Source organism: Salegentibacter sp. UBA1130 (assembly GCF_002311535.1).
Classification (GTDB): Bacteria; Bacteroidota; Bacteroidia; order Flavobacteriales; family Flavobacteriaceae; genus Salegentibacter; species Salegentibacter agarivorans.
This window is the reverse complement of record NZ_DCAP01000031.1, coordinates 186,324-203,944: the sequence shown is the minus strand read 5'-3', so window position 1 is coordinate 203,944 and position 17,621 is coordinate 186,324. Positions and strand designations below refer to the sequence as shown.

At 34.8% G+C, this 17,621-nt stretch carries 17 protein-coding genes; 12 read left to right on the top strand and 5 right to left on the bottom strand.

Annotated elements, in window-relative coordinates:
* Positions 1 to 4: 4 nt before the first annotated feature.
* From B4F31_RS12670 to B4F31_RS12660, 3 genes are all read left to right on the top strand, one after another.
* Positions 5 to 1,183 carry an MFS transporter gene (locus B4F31_RS12670; protein WP_286761426.1) on the top strand — a complete coding sequence of 393 codons (1,179 nt, stop codon included), beginning with the start codon at positions 5 to 7 and terminating at the stop codon, positions 1,181 to 1,183.
* A gap of 65 nt (positions 1,184 to 1,248) precedes the next feature.
* Positions 1,249 to 3,738 (top strand): DUF5686 and carboxypeptidase regulatory-like domain-containing protein, encoded by a 2,490-nt coding sequence (locus B4F31_RS12665; protein ID WP_286761425.1) that lies wholly within the window; start codon positions 1,249 to 1,251, stop codon positions 3,736 to 3,738.
* An 82-nt stretch (positions 3,739 to 3,820) separates the two neighbouring features.
* Positions 3,821 to 5,074 (top strand): hypothetical protein, encoded by a 1,254-nt coding sequence (locus B4F31_RS12660; protein WP_075326272.1) that lies wholly within the window; start codon positions 3,821 to 3,823, stop codon positions 5,072 to 5,074.
* Between the two features lie 113 nt (positions 5,075 to 5,187).
* Here the strand turns inward: B4F31_RS12660 and B4F31_RS12655 are convergent, their stop codons facing one another.
* The 3 genes from B4F31_RS12655 to ruvX all read right to left on the bottom strand — a co-directional run bounded on the left by B4F31_RS12655 (position 5,188) and on the right by ruvX (position 6,797).
* Positions 5,188 to 5,625: a DUF5606 domain-containing protein gene (locus B4F31_RS12655; RefSeq protein WP_075326271.1), complete on the bottom strand. Its 438-nt coding sequence runs from the start codon at positions 5,623 to 5,625 to the stop codon at positions 5,188 to 5,190.
* Positions 5,626 to 5,685: 60 nt separating this feature from the next.
* Positions 5,686 to 6,276: a peptide deformylase gene (def, locus tag B4F31_RS12650; protein ID WP_075326270.1), complete on the bottom strand. Its 591-nt coding sequence runs from the start codon at positions 6,274 to 6,276 to the stop codon at positions 5,686 to 5,688.
* A 113-nt stretch (positions 6,277 to 6,389) separates the two neighbouring features.
* Positions 6,390 to 6,797 carry a Holliday junction resolvase RuvX gene (gene ruvX / locus B4F31_RS12645; RefSeq protein ID WP_075326269.1) on the bottom strand — a complete coding sequence of 136 codons (408 nt, stop codon included), beginning with the start codon at positions 6,795 to 6,797 and terminating at the stop codon, positions 6,390 to 6,392.
* Between the two features lie 88 nt (positions 6,798 to 6,885).
* On the opposite strand from ruvX, the gene B4F31_RS12640 reads away from it, so the two are divergent.
* From B4F31_RS12640 to B4F31_RS12630, 3 genes are read left to right on the top strand one after another with little or no spacing between them, the layout of a single operon-like run.
* A complete protein-coding gene (locus B4F31_RS12640; RefSeq protein ID WP_075326268.1) occupies positions 6,886 to 7,701 on the top strand; it encodes a 2,3,4,5-tetrahydropyridine-2,6-dicarboxylate N-succinyltransferase in 816 nt (271 codons plus the stop codon).
* A gap of 35 nt (positions 7,702 to 7,736) precedes the next feature.
* Positions 7,737 to 8,798, top strand: coding sequence for a glycosyltransferase family 9 protein (locus tag B4F31_RS12635; protein ID WP_075326267.1), 1,062 nt, complete (start codon positions 7,737 to 7,739; stop codon positions 8,796 to 8,798).
* Complete coding sequence (locus B4F31_RS12630) at positions 8,798 to 9,859, top strand: CDP-glycerol glycerophosphotransferase family protein (protein ID WP_286761424.1); 1,062 nt, start codon at positions 8,798 to 8,800, stop codon at positions 9,857 to 9,859. The genes B4F31_RS12635 and B4F31_RS12630 overlap by 1 nt, the downstream gene beginning before the upstream one ends.
* A 98-nt stretch (positions 9,860 to 9,957) precedes the next feature.
* Here the strand turns inward: B4F31_RS12630 and B4F31_RS12625 are convergent, their stop codons facing one another.
* The gene (locus B4F31_RS12625; RefSeq protein WP_286761423.1) at positions 9,958 to 10,806 is read right to left on the bottom strand and encodes a glycosyltransferase; all 849 of its coding nucleotides are present in this window, start codon (positions 10,804 to 10,806) and stop codon (positions 9,958 to 9,960) included.
* Between the two features lie 23 nt (positions 10,807 to 10,829).
* Complete coding sequence (locus tag B4F31_RS12620) at positions 10,830 to 11,573, bottom strand: lipopolysaccharide kinase InaA family protein (RefSeq protein WP_075326264.1); 744 nt, start codon at positions 11,571 to 11,573, stop codon at positions 10,830 to 10,832.
* Positions 11,574 to 11,779: 206 nt separating this feature from the next.
* Here B4F31_RS12620 and B4F31_RS12615 point away from each other — a divergent pair, with 206 nt between their 5' ends.
* The 6 genes from B4F31_RS12615 to B4F31_RS12590 all read left to right on the top strand — a co-directional run bounded on the left by B4F31_RS12615 (position 11,780) and on the right by B4F31_RS12590 (position 17,516).
* A complete protein-coding gene (locus tag B4F31_RS12615) occupies positions 11,780 to 12,541 on the top strand; it encodes a DUF5672 family protein (protein ID WP_075326263.1) in 762 nt (253 codons plus the stop codon).
* Between the two features lie 99 nt (positions 12,542 to 12,640).
* Positions 12,641 to 13,756, top strand: coding sequence for a glycosyltransferase family 4 protein (locus B4F31_RS12610; RefSeq protein ID WP_286761422.1), 1,116 nt, complete (start codon positions 12,641 to 12,643; stop codon positions 13,754 to 13,756).
* Complete coding sequence (locus tag B4F31_RS12605) at positions 13,743 to 14,312, top strand: L-threonylcarbamoyladenylate synthase (protein WP_075326261.1); 570 nt, start codon at positions 13,743 to 13,745, stop codon at positions 14,310 to 14,312. Before B4F31_RS12610 ends, B4F31_RS12605 begins: the two co-directional genes overlap by 14 nt.
* A gap of 178 nt (positions 14,313 to 14,490) precedes the next feature.
* A complete protein-coding gene (locus B4F31_RS12600) occupies positions 14,491 to 15,924 on the top strand; it encodes a CCA tRNA nucleotidyltransferase (protein ID WP_075326260.1) in 1,434 nt (477 codons plus the stop codon).
* 32 nt (positions 15,925 to 15,956) lie between these two features.
* A complete protein-coding gene (locus B4F31_RS12595; protein WP_093302004.1) occupies positions 15,957 to 16,982 on the top strand; it encodes a COX15/CtaA family protein in 1,026 nt (341 codons plus the stop codon).
* Positions 16,983 to 17,006: 24 nt separating this feature from the next.
* The gene (locus B4F31_RS12590; protein ID WP_075326258.1) at positions 17,007 to 17,516 is read left to right on the top strand and encodes an IS1096 element passenger TnpR family protein; all 510 of its coding nucleotides are present in this window, start codon (positions 17,007 to 17,009) and stop codon (positions 17,514 to 17,516) included.
* Positions 17,517 to 17,621 lie beyond the last annotated feature (105 nt).

Sequence of the window (17,621 nt, the reverse complement as noted above, 5' to 3'; positions counted from 1 at the left end):
CTGGATGCAGCCGGCAAAACAGATTCTACCGCTAATCGTTTTTTCCCAGTTTTGCTGCACCTCGCTTTGGTTTGCCGGTAATGCGGTGATGCCTGAGCTTTACCTCAATTTTAATTTACAAGACGAAGCTTTAGGACATTTAACCTCTGCGGTACAATTCGGTTTTATTCTGGGCACGCTCTTCTTTGCTTTTCTTAGCCTTGCCGACCGGTTTCCACCTTCAAAACTCTTCTTTATCTCTGCGGTTTTTGGAGCAATTTTTAACCTAGGAATTGTTCTCGAAAACAACAATTTAAACTCCTTACTTTTACTGCGTTTTCTCACAGGATTTTCCCTGGCTGGAATTTATCCTGTAGGAATGAAGATCGCTGCAGATTATTATGACAAGAGCCTCGGGAAATCGCTCGGTTATTTGGTTGGAGCCCTGGTTTTAGGTACTGCTTTTCCGCATTTTTTAAAGACTTTCACCGGTACCGAAAACCTACCCTGGCGTTATGTTATTATTGCCACTTCCGGTTTCGCATTTCTGGGCGGATTTTTAATTTTTCTATTTGTTCCCAACGGTCCATTTAGAAAAGCAAAGGGCAAGTTTAAAGTTGATGCTGTTTTTAGCGTTTTTAAGAATAAAAATCTGCTTAGCGCTGCTTTTGGTTATTTCGGGCATATGTGGGAGCTCTACACTTTTTGGGCTTTTGTTCCAATTATTTTAGCGACTTATAAAATTTCGTTTCCCGAAAGTAATTTTGATATTCCGTTTTGGTCATTTATAATTATTGGAATTGGCGGACTTTCCTGTGTTTTGGGTGGTTATATTTCAGAAATTGCCGGGATAAAACGAACCGCTGCGACCGCTTTACTCCTATCGGGTTTATGTTGTATAATTTTTCCTTTCATTTTTCTACAGCCTTCAGCAACAATACTCATCTCATTTTTATGCTTTTGGGGAATTATGGTAGTCGCCGATTCACCTCTATTCTCAACATTGGTAGCTAGAAACGCCCCACCGGAAATTAAAGGCACAGCCCTTACCATTGTAAATTCCATAGGTTTTGCCATTACTATTGTGAGTATCCAGTTAATTACTTATTTGAATCAATTGGAACCGGTGTATAGTTTAAGTTTGCTTGCTATAGGACCTGCCCTGGGTTTGTGGGGATTATTTCAGAAAAAAGTACAGCTTTAGCAAACAGATAAATAGACTAAGCATAATTATTTTGCCTAATTTGGCCACTTCTTAAATTCATCATCATGCATCAAAAAATCATCATCATTTTTCTTATTCTTTCATATATTAACTTAACTGCCCAAATTACCGGCAAGGTTACCGATACGGAAAACGAAACGCTCCCCTATGTCAATATTTATACTGAAGATGGGAGATTTGGAACTACGACTAATGAAAATGGCGTTTATGAACTAAAAATAAATAGGCCGGGAGATTACAATTTAGTCTTTCAGTTTTTGGGTTATCAAACTCAGAAAAAAACTATTTCAATTGAAGAATTTCCCCACGAATTAGATATAAGCTTAATACCCGAAACTACCAGTCTGGATGAAGTAAATATTTCTTCAGGTGAAAATCCCGCAAACGCGATAATCAGAAAAGCGATAGATTTCAGAAAACGAAACGCCGAAAAACTTGAAGCTTATACCGCCGATTATTATTCCCGCGGATTATGGCGAATTAAAAATGCCCCGGAAAAAATACTGGGACAGGAAGTTGGCGATCTTGGCGGCGGACTCGACTCTACCCGAAGCGGTATCGTTTATTTAAGTGAAACAATTTCTGAAATTTCATACAAACGTCCCGATGATTTTAAGGAAAAGATTATTGCTTCTAAAGTGAGTGGCGACGATAATGGTTTCAGTTTAAACTCGGCGCAGGAATCTTATTTTTCATTTTATGAAAATACCATTGAGATTAATAGTGAAATGGTTTCTCCAATCGCAGAATATGCTTTTAACTATTACGATTATAAGTTAGATGGAATTTTTTATGATGAAAATGGGAACCTCATCAACAAGATAAAAGTAAGTCCGAAGCGTGAAAAAGACCGTGTTTTTTCAGGCCATATTTATATTGTTGAAGAGCTTTGGCAAATTTTTGGTGTAGAATTGCAAACCACCGGTCAGGCCATACAGGTGCCTCCCATTGAGACTTTAGATTTTAAACAGAACTACCGCTTTTCTAAAGAAAACGGGTTTTATGTTCAAATTTCACAAACGGTAGATTTTGAATTTGCCATGTTTGGAATTTCAGGAGATGGAAGATTTACAGCGGTTTACAGCGATTATAATTTTGACCCAGAATTCAATAAAAATGATTTTGGCAGCGAGATAATGTCTTTTGCCGAAGCTGCCAATAAAAAAGATTCGGCTTACTGGGAAAAATTGCGACCGGTGCCTTTAACAGATGAAGAAATTAACGATTATGTAAAGAAAGACAGCATTCAAACACTTAGAAATTCTAAGCCCTATTTAGATTCTATAGATAACGTGCGAAATAAATTCAATTTAACCGATCCTGTTTTCGGTTATTCCTGGCAAAATTCCCACAAAGACAGGTATTTTAATATAAGTTCCCCGCTTATGGGTACACACTTTAATACCGTGCAGGGCTGGAATACTTCTACCACCATTTCTTACCGCCAAAATGATAATGAAAATGAGAATTCCGGGGAATTCTGGCGTTTGTACTCTACACTTAATTATGGATTCAGTGATGACCGCTTTAGGATAAAAGGTGGGTTTCAGAAACAATTTAATAATTCCAGCAGGCCAGTTTTAAGTATTTCCGGCGGAATTGAAACCGCACAAATTAATGACAGAACTCCAATTTCTGAACGATTAAACGATATTACCACTATCTTTTTTGAAAGAAATTACCTGAAGCTTTACGAACGTTCCTTTGCTGAAATTGCTTATCAGCAGGAAATAATGAACGGGCTCTATTTTTTTGGAGACTTTAGTTATGAAAGCAGGAACCCATTAATCAACACTACCGATCAGGTAATCATTTATAATGACGATGTGCAATACACTTCAAACAATCCTCTGCAACCCGATAATTTGGGTTCGGTGCCATTTAGAGAACACGATATTTTTAAACTAAACCTTAATACCCGAATTAGGTTTGGACAAAAATATATGAGTTATCCAAGTGGGAAATTTAATATTAACAACGAGAAATATCCTACACTGTATTTAGGCTATGAAAAAGGTTTTGGTGCAAGTATAGAAGAATATAATTTCGATCAATTTAAAGCTTCGGTTACACAAACATTTAAACTGGGCAATAAAGGTGAATTTGGTTATAACTTAAATGGGGGAACGTTTTTAAATGCTGAAGATATGGCGTTTGTAGATTACCGCCATTTTATTGGCAATCAAACGCGGGTAAACAATGGATTCATCAATTTATCAAGGTTTAATCTTTTACCCTATTATGCGATGAGTACTAATAATACCTATGCTGAAGCTCACGCCGAACACGATTTTAAAGGCTGGATTTTAGGGAAAATTCCCTTTTTAAATCAGTTGAATTATAATTTAGTTGTTGGGGCGCACGCACTTTATACAGAAGACCAAAAACCTTATTCTGAATATTCTGTAGGTATAGATAATCTCGGTTTTGGAAAATACAGACTGCTAAGATTAGATTACGTGATCTCCAATATGGATGGCCAACGGGAAGGCGCTTTTATTTTTGGACTGAAGTTTTTGGGGGTATTGGACTAATTTTCTTAAAATTAAAGCCTTAATTTTTTGTTAAAAAAAGATGTATAGATATCTTCGCTATCACTAATCATCTTCAAAAAAAATGAAAAAATTATTATTAAGCTTTACACTTTTATGCTTTAGCCTATCATCTTATTCACAAAATTTTCAACCGGGATATTTTATCGATAATGAGGGAGAAAAAATAGAATGTTTAATTGATAATCCTGAAGCAATAAAAAATCCAGAAGGTTTTCAATATAAATTATCCCAAAATGATGAAATTAAAGACAAATCAATTGAGGAAGTAAAAGTCTTTGAAATATTAAATACACCCTATAAATTTGAAAGAGCCATCGTAAATTTAGATCTTTCTAAAGATGACCATAAAAATTTGGATGATAAGAGAGATCCTAACTACACTCTGGATACACTATTCCTGCAGGTTGCTATAGAAGGTAAAGCAAGTTTATATTCTTACAAATCTAAAAATCTCCCTGCAAGATTTTTCTATAGTATGGATAAGGGAAAAATCGAACCGCTAATTTTTAAAAAGTATTTAGTTGATGATACAAAAATAAGAACCAACAATAGATACAAACAGCAATTAATAAATAATCTGGAATGCCATTCTATAGATCCGGTACAATTCTCTAATTTAAAATATAAAGACAATTCATTAATTGAAATATTCACTAAATACAACAATTGTCAAGAAGAAAAATTCGTGAATTTTACCGATAAAAGAAGAAAAGGAGAATGGAACCTGGCCGTAAAAGCGGGAGTATATTATTCGGCTATAAAATTTGTACAAATGGGATCTTTTTCAAATGAACAAGATTCAGATTCATTCTTATCGCCACGATTAGGTGTAGAAATAGAATACATATTCCCCTTCCTTAATAATAAATTTTCTATTTTATCTTCTCCGTCTTTTCAATACAGCAAAACCTCAAATGAAACATTAATTTACAAAAAAGGATTTACACCCTCTAATCCAGACGCCTGGGCAGGAGAAAAGGAAGACTTATTTATAGATTATTCTCGTATAATAATTCCTTTGGGAATTAGGTATTATTATCATCTGGAAAAGGATATAAACCTATATCTTCAGGGTGCTGCTGTTGCCAATATCCTAACAGACCCTTCTGGAGCCTATAATTTGGAGAACTTTCAATCGAATTTTACATTTGAGAAAACTATTGCAGATCCTAATATAGATCTAGGGACTGGGATTAGGTACAAGAAAATGAGTTTAGAAATTATTTATTCAATAAATAATGTAATGAGAAATGAGGGCTTTAACGGTAAACTAAAAAATCCAATCACCTTAAATTTTGGTTATAATATTTTATAAAATAAAAACCTCACAGATTTTGAACCTCTGAGGTTTTTTTGAATGTCATAGAAATGAAAAATCTTTAAGAAGGTTGCTTCGTTCCTCGCAATGACGAGTGGAACATAGGTCGCCTATTCTTCTTCCCCGGAATTATCTTTATCGGCTGAATTTTCTTCTTCAGTGGTAGCAAAATCGGTAATGCCGTTTTTAATTAGAAGGTTATACCATTGAAAGATCTTTTTCATATCACTGGCATAAACCCGGTCTACATCATAATCCGGAAGAATTTCAGCGAAATAATTCTCCAATTCAGTTTTATTAGATTTATGGCTAATTGCTTCTCCTCCATCTTCCTTTTCTTTGATCTTTTCAAAGATTTCTGCAAGCGGAACTTCTTCCGTGTACGTATAAATAGCAATTTCGCTCAATAAACTTACGTTATGGCGAATGTTCACGGCCATTTTTTTTCCGTCAGGAATTGATTTTACAATAAATCCGCCACGACTTTGAGCGGTTAATTCATATAAACCGGGTTTTCCCGAAATCGCTAATATTTTATCTAATCCCATAAAGTGTGTGTTAAATTTTGGCTGGCAAATATCAGCTGCCAGAACTAATTATCAAAGTGATTACCGGCCTTTTTTCATTTCCGGAAAACGCATTTTATACTCTATTTTTATTTTCCCTTTTGAAATGCCGGCGAGTTTTCCTTTTAGCAAACGCTTTTTTAAGCTGGAAAGTTTATCGGTAAATAAAATTCCTTCAATATGGTCGTATTCGTGCTGAATTACCCGCGCTGCCAAACCGGTAAAAGTATCTCGATGTGAATTAAAATTCTCATCCTGGTACTCTATAGTAATCTTTGGCTTTCTAAATACGTCTTCTCTAATTTCAGGAATACTTAAACAACCTTCGTTAAAAGCCCATTCTTCCCCTTCTTCTTCCACGATCTTAGGATTAATAAAAACCTTTTTAAGTTTTTTGAGTTCTTCCCGTTCCTGCAGTTCCAGTTCTTCATCTTCTGCAAACGGACTTGAATCTACAAGGAATAACCGAATAGGGCGACCAATTTGTGGTGCTGCCAAACCTACTCCAAAAGCATTATACATGGTTTCCCACATATTATCTATTAACTCATCCAGTTTTGGATAATCTTCCGGAATTTCTTTACATTTTTTTCGTAAAACCGGATCTCCGTAAGCTACAATTGGTAAAATCATTTTTTTGATTTTATTTTTTTATAATAACCTTTTTAAAAAAGTCTTTTTAATGTTAAGCTGTCCCGAAACTTCAGGATGTTTCAGCTTCTAATTTATTATTTATCCTTATTTAATTATTCGTATAAATAAGTTTGCAGAATAATCGTCGCGCTTATTTCATCTATAAGTGCCTTATCTCTACGCTTTTTCTTTTTGAGTCCGCTGTCTATCATAGACTGAAATGCCATTTTTGAGGTGAACCGTTCATCTATTCTTTTTACCGGCATTTTCGGAAATTTTTTAGTAAAAACTTTTAAAAATTCCTGTATATACACCTCACTTTCAGAAGCTGAATCATCTTTTTGCTTGGGTTCTCCCACCAACACCAATTCAACATTTTCTGCAGTAAAATATTTCTCAAGAAATTCAAGCAATTCAGGAGTCTTTACTGTAGTAAGTCCCGAAGCAATCATTTTTAGTTCATCACTTACGGCAATACCGGTGCGTTTTGTCCCAAAATCAAGTGCCATAATTCGTGCCATCTGCAAAATTTGCGCAAAGGTAATGTTTATATTGCTTTACCACCAAAATTTAGCCTTAAGCTCTTATATTTGCTAAAAATCAAGAAAAATGGATCATTTAGAAGCTAAGATCAATGAAGCCTGGGAAAACCGGGATTTACTAAAAGAGACAGAAACCATAAAGGCCATTCGCGAAGTTGTATCTCTATTAGATGCAGGTAAATTAAGAACCGCCGAACCTACCAAAAACGGTTGGCAGGTAAACGAATGGGTGAAAAAGGGAGTGGTGCTTTATTTCCCTATCCAAAAAATGGAAACCTTAGAGGCCGGGATTTTTGAATACCATGATAAAATTCCATTAAAGAGAGGTTATAAAGAAAAGGGAATTCGAGTGGTTCCTAATGCTGTAGCACGACATGGAGCCTATATTTCCAGCGGAGTAATCATGATGCCGAGTTATGTAAATATTGGCGCTTATGTAGACGAAGGTACCATGGTAGATACCTGGGCTACCGTTGGTAGTTGCGCTCAAATTGGTAAAAACGTCCACCTTAGTGGTGGCGTTGGAATTGGTGGTGTTTTAGAGCCATTGCAAGCTGCACCGGTAATTATTGAAGATAATGCATTTTTAGGATCAAGAAGTATTGTGGTTGAAGGTGTTAAAGTTGAAAAAGAAGCCGTTTTAGGCGCGAATGTAGTGCTAACTGCTTCAACTAAAATTATTGATGTTACCGGCGATGAACCTAAAGAAATGAAAGGAATTGTACCGGCAAGATCGGTAGTTATTCCGGGTAGTTATACCAAGAAATTCCCTGCAGGAGAATATAATGTACCCTGCGCCCTTATTATTGGAAAACGAAAAGAGTCTACCAATAAAAAGACTTCGCTAAATGATGCTTTGCGCGAATATAATGTCGCGGTGTAATTTTAGCTATAGGAAAGCTACGAGTAGAATTGCCAATGAAAATACTTATAATTCAGCAAAAAATGATTGGGGATGTTCTTACATCCTCAATCTTATTTGAAGCCATTCGGAAGAAGTATCCGGAAGCTGAATTACATTATTTAATTTACCCGCATACTAAACCCGTAATAGAAAATAACCCTTTTATAGACAAGGTTATTTCGTTTCATCCACAGAAATACAAAAATCCATTTAATTTTCTCAAATTTCTTTTTAAGATTAGAAAAGAAAAGTACCAGGTGGTTATAGATGTTTACTCTAAAGCAAACTCAGCTATCATAACGGGTTTCACTAATGCTGAAATGAGGATTTCCTATAAAAAATGGTATACTTCATTTTTATATAACAGGGTATTTAATAGAAATATAAAGCCCGAAATAGAAGCTGGGGTGGCTATAGAAAAACGACTTCAGTTTTTAAAGCCTTTAAATTTAAGCCCAACTTTAGCTATAAAACCTAAAATATATTTAACTGAAGAAGAATCACTAAAGGCGAAAAGTATATTAGATGATAAAGGGCTTTTAGGTGAAACATCACTCTTTATGATTTCAGTACTGGGAAGTTCTTCAGAAAAGACCTATCCGGCTGAGTATTTGGCTGAATTATTAGATGTAATTGTACAGGAAACCTCTGGAAATCTTTTATTTAATTATATTCCTTCTCAAACAGAAAAAGCTTTAAAAGTTTATAATCATTGTTTGCCTGGAACGCAACAACATATTCATCTAAAGATTTTCGGAAAAAGTTTAAGGGAGTTTATGGCATTAACAAGCTATTGCGATGCAATGATAGGTAATGAAGGAGGTGCCATAAATATGGCAAAAGCAATTAATATTCCCACTTTCGCAATTTTTTCTCCTTCAATTAAAAGAATAAACTGGAATATTTATGAAGATGGACTAAAACAGGTGTCTACTCATCTTGAAGACTATTTTCCCGAAGAATTTAAAAACAAATCTAAACAACAGATACGCAAAAAAACTCCGGCACTTTACAAAAAATTTAAACCGCATTTTATTAAGCCTTATTTAATAAAATTTCTGGAAAGACTTAAATAATGAATTATAAATTCTTAATATATATAAGTTATAGCTATGCATTTCCCATTGGAGAGCCTTTAGAAAAGGAAATCCAAAAGCGGGGGTATGAGATAAAATGGTTTGCCGATGTAGAAGAAACCAAAGCAAAGTTTAGTAAAGAAAAAGTGGTTTTACAAAATATCCAGTCGGTTATAGATTACCAACCGCATATTATTTTAAGTATTACCAATAATATTGCCGATTTTCTGCCGGGTTTAAAAGTGCAGGTTTTTCATGGTATAGCTCCGAGTAAACGAAATTTTACCAAAGGGCATTTTAGAATTCGTGGTTTTTTTGATCTTTATACCACGCAAGGACCATTTACTACTAAACCCTTTAAATACCTACAAAAAAAACATCAGCATTTTGAAGTGGTGGAAACAGGTTGGCCAAAACTTGATCCTTTATTTCCGCTGGTAGAAGTGCCTCACGAGAAACCAACAATTTTAGTATCCTCCACTTTTAGCAAAAAGCTTAGCCTGGCTTATAACGACGAAGTGATTAAGGAAATAGAACGTATTTCTAAAAATGGAGAATGGCAATTTAAGGTTGTGCTTCATCCCAAATTACCACAGGAAAGGCTTGATAAATTTAGGGAAATTGAAAACGAAAACCTTAAGTATTATGACACCACAGATCTTATTCCGTTGTTCCAGGAAAGCGATGTGCTTTTAGCAGATTCAACCTCGGTGGTTACTGAATTTCTGCTTCAGGAAAAACCGGTAGTAACTTTTAGAAACAGCCAACCCGGACCCCATTTAATTAATATAACTGAAGTTAATAAAATTGAGAATGCCTTGCAAAATGCACTTGATCCTGATGTGAGTTTATTGGGAGAAATTCGAGAATTCAATGCAAACATGCATCCTTATAAGGATGGCAAATCCAGCGAACGACTTATTGAAGCTGCTATAGATTTCTTACACGCCGATAAAAGCTATTTAAAACCAAAACCATTAAATATTATTCGAAAACTAAAAGTGCGTAAAAACCTGGGCTTCTACCCCATAAAAACTTATCGCAAACCTCCTACCTATTAATTAAGGAGATATTTTTCAATGATTAAAATTCCGTAGATGAAATTTCGGTAGTAATTTAAACAGAAAATAACTTTATCCTGAAAATATTTAAATCCCAACTACTTATTTTTATAAACACCAATAAAGGCTTTAAAATCTTTGAAATATCTTTTACTTGTTAAGCTTAGCCTGTTTTTAAAGCTCAAAATTCTCCAGGAATTAAAGCTCACTAAATTCTCCATAATTTCTGCAGTTCGTTCTTTTGAAATATGGAATTCATAAAGTTTTTTAGGGTCTACATTTCCGTAGCCCGAAAATCTATTTACTTTATTTTTTGAGTGAATAATACTCAACCAGAGTCTTTGGTTTTTAATTCTGGTCATATTTTTTTCATATTTCCAGGAACCATGACGATTTCTAAACCAAACCGTTTTAAAATCTTCCTTTTTTTCTATGAGGCTAATAAAAGGGTTATTCAATTTTGTTAAAGCTCCTAAACGTGTGTTTTTTCCTGTTTCCAGGGTATAGCCATCAATGATATCAAGCGCCTGGTGATCTTGTTTTTTAAAATAGCTTTGCACTACATTGGTATAATTCTCATGAATACAATCATCATTATCTAGCCGGGAGGTAATTATATATTCCTGGGAATCGAGCTTATTAATATTATTTACAATTTCCGGTAAAAAATTATTCATTCCATCAATAAAAAATGGAAGAAAATTATCGTAAGATTTTCTATAATTTTCTACTTTTTCTTTATAAACTTCAGGAGTATTAATATCAAAGAAAACTAACCATTTAAAGTTTTGATTAGTTTGATTTTTAACCGATGTAAAACAAAAATTTTCAAATAAATCAAAGCGCTCTTCTAACCATTCTTCGGTGAGTACTTTTTCATTATTTTTTGTGGTAGTCCAGTCTTCAGCTCTTAAATTAAAGCGTGTAAGAATATAGTGTTGAAACATAATTGTAAATTAAAATTGACTCTCTAAAGTTTGAATTTTTTCTTAAATGCTTTTTTGCGAACAAAACTTTCCTGGAATTTTCTAATATAAAACCACATAGCCTCAAAAACCTCTTCTTCATTTTTATCAATTTGCTTCGCATATTCGTTGGCCATAATTCTCACCACCTCCTTTTCTTGCGTTAGCCTCGAGAAATTTTTCATTCGTTCTGAAAAATTAAGAGCTTTAAAATTCATTCTATTTAAATCTACCAGGAAAAATTTAGGATTCCCCTCATTTAACCTGATCAATGTATTGCCGGGTGAATTATCCAGAAACTCAATTTCTTTCTCGTGAAGTTCAAAAATAAACCGTGTAAATGCTCTTAAAATGGCTTCGTGACCGGATTTATTTAAATCAATCTCTCTGTATGTCAAATCATAACTCAGCTGCTCACTTAAATAAAAACTTCGTAAAAAAGAAAAAGCAGTGGTCTCTTCTACATAAGCAATAGGCTGAGGAGTACCTACTTTCTTACTCAATAAATATTCAGCATATTTAAAAGAACGTTCGGCTTTAGATTTTCTAACAAAGCGATAAGCTATTTTATTTACGGCATTGGGAATTTTAAAAGATTTCACGTTTACCTTAATTCCTTTTAATTCAAATAATTTCAGTTTATTACGCTTCCCGTCTACCAGCATGTCACCGGTTTCATTAAAATTGTGAATTAAATTTTCAATTTCAGCCTGGAGATGCCGGTGATTTTCTGAAGTTATAATTTTCATAGAAACTAATTAAGCTAAAATCGCTATAGCGGCAAATTTAGGATATAATATATCCAAAAGTATAAATAGCGACCAAATATTATGAATACAGCCGCGTTTTTGTTGAATTTGAATTCAAATAATGAATTAGGTTAAGCGAGATATGGTTTAGAATAATTAAACTACAAATTTAATATTATATTCGTCCCTAAAGTTAATATGACGAAATGAGCGCCGCAGTTGTGATTCCTGTTTACAAGCAAGAAATGTCTAAAATGGAAGAAATTTCATTGATGCAATGCTTAAAAATTCTTGGCGATTTTCCAGTATTTATTATTTGCCCAAAAAATTTTAATAAACAATCTTACGAAAAATTTAATCTAACTTTTGAAGAATTTGAAACTCATTATTTTAAAGGTATTTCTGGTTATAATAGCTTAATGTTAGCCTCTCACTTTTACGAACGCTTTCTAAATTATGACTATATTTTAATTCATCAATTAGATGCTTTTATCTTTAAAAATGAATTAGAAAATTGGTGTAGTAAATCTTACGATTATATTGGAGCACCCTGGTTGGCTACCAATAACCTTACTTCCAAAATCTTAAAACCTTTTCAATCTAAAAAGAAGAAAAAAAGGGCTCCTATTTTTTATAAGGTAGGAAATGGAGGGCTTTCCCTGCGTAAAACACAGGTTTTTTATCAAATTTCCAACGAACTTGCCCCTCTAATTAAAGAACAGCTTGAGAAAAAAGATGAAATTTATGCTATTGAAGATGTATTTTGGTCTTTAAAAGTACCTGAATATTTCCCAAATTTCAACATTCCCGACTATAAAATTGCTGCTGCATTTGCGCTGGATAGAAAACCTAAAATTGGTTTAAAAATAAATGCAGGCCAATTACCATTGGGTTGCCATGGATTTAATAAACCAAAAGTTGTTGATTTCTGGATGCCAATAATTAAAGCGCAATTTCAAAAGAAATAAGCTATAACAATTACTCTAACCCGGCCTTTGGCATTAAAATATTTGTAATTTTACCGTAGTTTTGTCCTTAATTTCAGTCCAAATAATCAATTATAAAATATGAATATTCTCCATCTTTCGGCTGTTAGAAACTGGGGCGGTGGGGAAAAACATATTGAGAATTTATGTTTGGAACTGGCTGAATCAAACCCGGAAGTAAACAATTTTGTTCTATGCAAAAAAGGTGATCTATTTGAAAAAAGCCTTCAAAATAATAACCTGCCGTATGCCGCTGCGCCTATTATAACCAATTTTGATTTTCGATATATTATTAAATTAATTAGCCTGGTTAAAACAAAGCAAATTAACCTTATTCATATTCACGATCCTACAGCATTGGCTTTTGCTGTATTCGCAGATAAGTTTACATCACTACCACCTTTTATCTTCAGCAAAAAAACCTCTTTTCCTATTAGAGATAGAAAACGTACTCTTTATAAATACAATTATCCAAAAATTAAAAAGATACTTTGTGTTTCCGAAAAGAGTAAAAAGATAATTGGAGAAAATATTAATGATTCTTCAAAACTTGTGAAAATCTATCACGGTTTTAGACTGGAAAGAGAGCAATTTAAGAGCAAGAGGGAAGACCTCTTAGCCGAATTGAATATTCCGAAAGAGAAAACCATTATAGGAAACATTGCTAACCATATTTGGCCAAAAGACCTGGAAACTTTTCTAAAAGTCGCGCACCATTTAATTTATACCGAAAACCGCACAGATCTTTACTTTGTACAAATTGGATTTTATTTTAGGGAAACCCCGCATTTGTTGAAACGACTGAAAGAACTAAGACTGGAAGACCACGTTAAATGCTACGGATTTAAAAATAATGCATCAAGATTCTTTAAAATTTTTGATTATTTCCTTTTAACCTCCCAGGTAGAAGGTCTCCCCAATGTAATCTACGAAGCTTTTTACCACAAAGTTCCTGTAATTGCTACAAATGTGGGTGGAATTCCCGAAATTGTGAGCCATTTAGAAAACGGATTTTTAGCCGATGCTTTGGATGCTGAAAAACTGGCTGAACATATCCTGTTTCTAGAAAAAAACCGGGAGTTAATTCCGCGTCTTACTGAAAATGCGCATAGAAAATTGGTAGAAAATTTTACTACTAAACAAATGGCAAAACAAACACTACAAGAATACAAAAACGTCCTTTATGGAAGATCTTAAAACCGAAATACAAAACGCCTTAGCCACTTTAAAGCGCGGCGGACTTATACTCTACCCTACCGATACGGTTTGGGGAATTGGTTGCGATGCCACCAATGCTGAAGCGGTAGAAAAAGTTTATAAACTTAAAAATCGACATGAAAGTCAGGCGCTTATTTGCCTGGTTTCAGATTATAAAATGCTCAATCAATTTGTAGAAGATGTGCCGGAAGTAGCTTACGATATCTTAAAATTTGCCAGAAAACCCACAACCATTATTTATGACGATCCAATTCGCGTAGCCGAAAATTTAATTGCCGATGATAATTCTTTGGCAATTAGGGTTTCAAAAGATAAATTCAGTAACGATTTGGCAAAAAGATTTAGAAAACCAATTGTTTCTACATCGGCCAACATAAGTGGTGAAAAAACACCCGGATCTTTCGCTGAAATAAGCCCCGAAATTTTAGAAGGTGTGGACTATATAGTAAATTTGCAGAAAAATAAAAAATCGGCTAAACCCTCGGCCATCATTAAATTAAGCAATGATGGGAAGGTAAAAGTGATTAGGAAATAAGTGCAATTAAATAACTTTTTTCCGTCAAGCTGAACTTGTTTCAGCTTCTAAGATCTTTTAACTATTAACAACTTAGATCCTGAAATAAATTCAGGATGACGTTTCCTAAGAATCCCCGCAAAAGAGTTCAAAATGAAAGGGCTTTAACGATTTAAAAGTTTACAAAGAAATTACAATAGTGAAGAATTATAAAGGAGCCTTAACCCACAATATTTTTAGAGTCATTACCCAGGCCTCAGAAGAACTCAATCTGGAAAGTTATGTTATAGGAGGCTTTGTTCGGGATCATATTTTGCAACGTGGTGAGCCTAAAGATATTGACATAGTTGCGGTGGGCAGTGGGATAGAATTAGCTAGAAAAGTAGCTAAACTCCTTCCGCATAAACCAAAAGTACAGGTTTTTAAAAATTACGGTACTGCGATGCTCCGCGCATATGATATGGAAATTGAATTTGTAGGCGCTCGCAAAGAAAGCTATCAAAAAGACAGTCGCAAACCCATCGTGGAAGACGGTACTTTAGAAGATGACCAAAATCGTAGAGATTTCACTATAAACGCTCTGGCGCTTGGTTTGAATGAAAATAACTTCGGAAATCTTTTAGATCCTTTTAATGGGTTTGAAGATTTGAAGTTTAAAATCATTAAAACTCCGTTAGATCCCGATATCACGTATTCTGATGATCCACTTCGAATGCTTCGTGCTATTCGTTTTGCCACGCAACTTAATTTTAAGATTGAAGAGGAATCTTTAGATGCGATTACCAGAAATAAGAAACGCATCAAGATTATTTCGAAAGAAAGAATTACCGAGGAGCTGCATAAAATAATGCTGGCCGAAAAACCTTCAAATGGTTTTTCGCTATTACATAAAACAGGATTACTTCATATTATAATGCCAGAATTAACCGCTTTGGAAGGCATAGACGAAATTGAAGGCCAAAAACACAAAGATAATTTCTGGCATACCCTGGAAGTAGTGGATAATATTTCAGAAAACACCGATGATCTTTGGCTTCGCTGGGCTGCTTTATTACACGATATTGGAAAAGCGCCGACTAAAAAATTCCATAAGAAAATCGGTTGGACCTTTCACGGGCACGAGTTTGTGGGCGCAAAAATGGTTTTCAAACTATTTAAACGACTTCGTCTTCCGCTTAACGATAAGATGAAATATGTTCAGAAATTGGTTTTAATGAGCTCCCGTCCTATTGCGATTGTGGATAACGACGTAACCGACTCTGCCGTTCGCCGACTTATTTTTGACGCAGGAGAAGATATTGAAGATTTAATGACACTTTGTGAGGCCGATATAACTACTAAGAATCCGAAGCGCTATAAACAGTACCACAATAATTTTAAGGTGGTTCGCACTAAGATGAAAGAGGTAGAAGAACGCGATCACGTTCGTCAATTTCAACCTCCGGTAAGTGGCGAAGAAATTATGAAAACTTTTAATATTAAACCTTCCCGGGAAATAGGTATAATAAAAGAAACCATTAAAGAAGCAATTCTGGAAGGAGAAATTCCCAACGAACACGAAGCGGCCAGGGAATTGATGCTAAAAAAGGGAAAAGAACTGGGCTTATCAGTAAACAGTGGGCAGTCTCAGTAGGCAGTTTGCACTAGAAATAAAGATTGAATAAAATGTATAGAAAATCGGTTAAAATTTCCCTTATCCTGGTTTACCTGGTAATTATTGCCGGTGCAGTGGTAAGAATGACAGGGTCAGGAATGGGTTGTCCAGACTGGCCAAAATGTTTCGGTTATTATATTCCACCTACAGAAGTTTCAGAATTGGAATTTCAGGCCAATCGAGAATATGAAAAAGGACAGGTGATAATTGTGGATGAGACTTTGAAAGTAGCCGCAACCGATTTTACTTCTGAAGAAAAATATTCCGAAGAAAACTGGGAAACTTACACCAAACACGATTACGCTATTTTTAATCCTGCGCATACCTGGGTGGAATATATAAATAGGCTCGCGGGTGCTTTAGCCGGTTTTGCCGTGCTAATTATGGCAGTACTTTCCTTCAAAAAATGGAAAAAAAGAAAACGAATCACTCTCCTCTCCTGGCTTAGCGTTTTTCTTATGGGATTCCAGGCGTGGCTGGGTGCCACCGTAGTGTATTCTGTTTTATCGCCGGTTAGAATCACCATTCATATGGTTATGGCCCTGGTAATTGTGGCCCTTCTTCTCTATTTATTATTTATTGCCGAAGAAAAAGTAAAAAACAAAGTTCCGAATAGAACATTTAGAAATTTAATGATTCTCGCCGTGGGATTAACACTAATCCAGGTGGTTTTAGGAACCCAGGTAAGACAGCTGGTTGATGAACAGGTTAAAATACTTGGATACGATGCAAAAGAATTATGGTTAGCTAATCCCGACCTTAACTTCTATGTACACCGCAGTTTTTCAATTCTTGTTCTTTTTGTAAACCTTGTTCTATGGTGGAAAAACCGAAAACTTCAGCTTCAATTTGGAAAGATAAACTGGGTCTTAATACTACTATTATTAGAAATCGCTACCGGAATTGCGATGTATAATTTTGATTTTCCATTTCTTTCGCAACCGCTCCATTTAGTAATTGCCTCAATATTGTTCGGATTTCAGTTTTATTTATTATTGGAAAGCTTTGCGGCGGGCAGAAAGTTGAAAACTTTGTAACTTTGCCCCTTAAAATTTGATATTATGGTTTACCGATTTAGAGTAATTCTTGATGCTGAAGAAGATGTATTTAGGGATATAGAAATACTACAGGAAAGTAGCCTGGAAGACCTTCATAACACCATTTTACAGTCGTTTGGCTTTGATGGCACAGAAATGGCTTCCTTCTATTTAAGCGATGAAAAATGGGAACAGGGAGAAGAATTCTCTCAGTTTGATATGGGCGGTGAAGTACGATTAATGAACGAAACCAGCCTCGAGTCTATTTTAGATGAAGACAATAGAAATATAATCTATATTTACGATTTTCTAAAGATGTGGACTTTCTTAATTGAACTTGCCCAGATTGGTGAAATTGAAGCTGGTAGAGATTACCCAAACCTTATGTTTGTTCACGGCCAATTGCCTGATAGTGCACCGGATAAAGATTTTGTAGGCGAAGACGATGAAGACGCCGGTGGTGGAGATATGTTTGACCAGGGATTTAACACCAACGATTACGACGATCTTTCTTTTGATGAAAACTGGAATTAATTGCGAAGCAATTATACCGGACTTGTTTCGGGATCTTGGTTTACCATTATCCTGTCCCGAGGCGTCGGGATTATTTCAGGATCTAAGTCGTTCCTATTTCATTAA

Coding starts and splice junctions, on each gene's coding strand:
- B4F31_RS12670 (WP_286761426.1), top strand. CDS start 5: ATGCAGCCGGCAAAACAGATTCTACCGCTAATCGTTTTTTCCCAGTTT.
- B4F31_RS12665 (WP_286761425.1), top strand. CDS start 1,249: ATGCATCAAAAAATCATCATCATTTTTCTTATTCTTTCATATATTAAC.
- B4F31_RS12660 (WP_075326272.1), top strand. CDS start 3,821: ATGAAAAAATTATTATTAAGCTTTACACTTTTATGCTTTAGCCTATCA.
- B4F31_RS12655 (WP_075326271.1), bottom strand. CDS start 5,625: ATGGGATTAGATAAAATATTAGCGATTTCGGGAAAACCCGGTTTATAT.
- def (WP_075326270.1), bottom strand. CDS start 6,276: ATGATTTTACCAATTGTAGCTTACGGAGATCCGGTTTTACGAAAAAAA.
- ruvX (WP_075326269.1), bottom strand. CDS start 6,797: ATGGCACGAATTATGGCACTTGATTTTGGGACAAAACGCACCGGTATT.
- B4F31_RS12640 (WP_075326268.1), top strand. CDS start 6,886: ATGGATCATTTAGAAGCTAAGATCAATGAAGCCTGGGAAAACCGGGAT.
- B4F31_RS12635 (WP_075326267.1), top strand. CDS start 7,737: ATGAAAATACTTATAATTCAGCAAAAAATGATTGGGGATGTTCTTACA.
- B4F31_RS12630 (WP_286761424.1), top strand. CDS start 8,798: ATGAATTATAAATTCTTAATATATATAAGTTATAGCTATGCATTTCCC.
- B4F31_RS12625 (WP_286761423.1), bottom strand. CDS start 10,806: ATGTTTCAACACTATATTCTTACACGCTTTAATTTAAGAGCTGAAGAC.
- B4F31_RS12620 (WP_075326264.1), bottom strand. CDS start 11,573: ATGAAAATTATAACTTCAGAAAATCACCGGCATCTCCAGGCTGAAATT.
- B4F31_RS12615 (WP_075326263.1), top strand. CDS start 11,780: ATGAGCGCCGCAGTTGTGATTCCTGTTTACAAGCAAGAAATGTCTAAA.
- B4F31_RS12610 (WP_286761422.1), top strand. CDS start 12,641: ATGAATATTCTCCATCTTTCGGCTGTTAGAAACTGGGGCGGTGGGGAA.
- B4F31_RS12605 (WP_075326261.1), top strand. CDS start 13,743: ATGGAAGATCTTAAAACCGAAATACAAAACGCCTTAGCCACTTTAAAG.
- B4F31_RS12595 (WP_093302004.1), top strand. CDS start 15,957: ATGTATAGAAAATCGGTTAAAATTTCCCTTATCCTGGTTTACCTGGTA.
- B4F31_RS12590 (WP_075326258.1), top strand. CDS start 17,007: ATGGTTTACCGATTTAGAGTAATTCTTGATGCTGAAGAAGATGTATTT.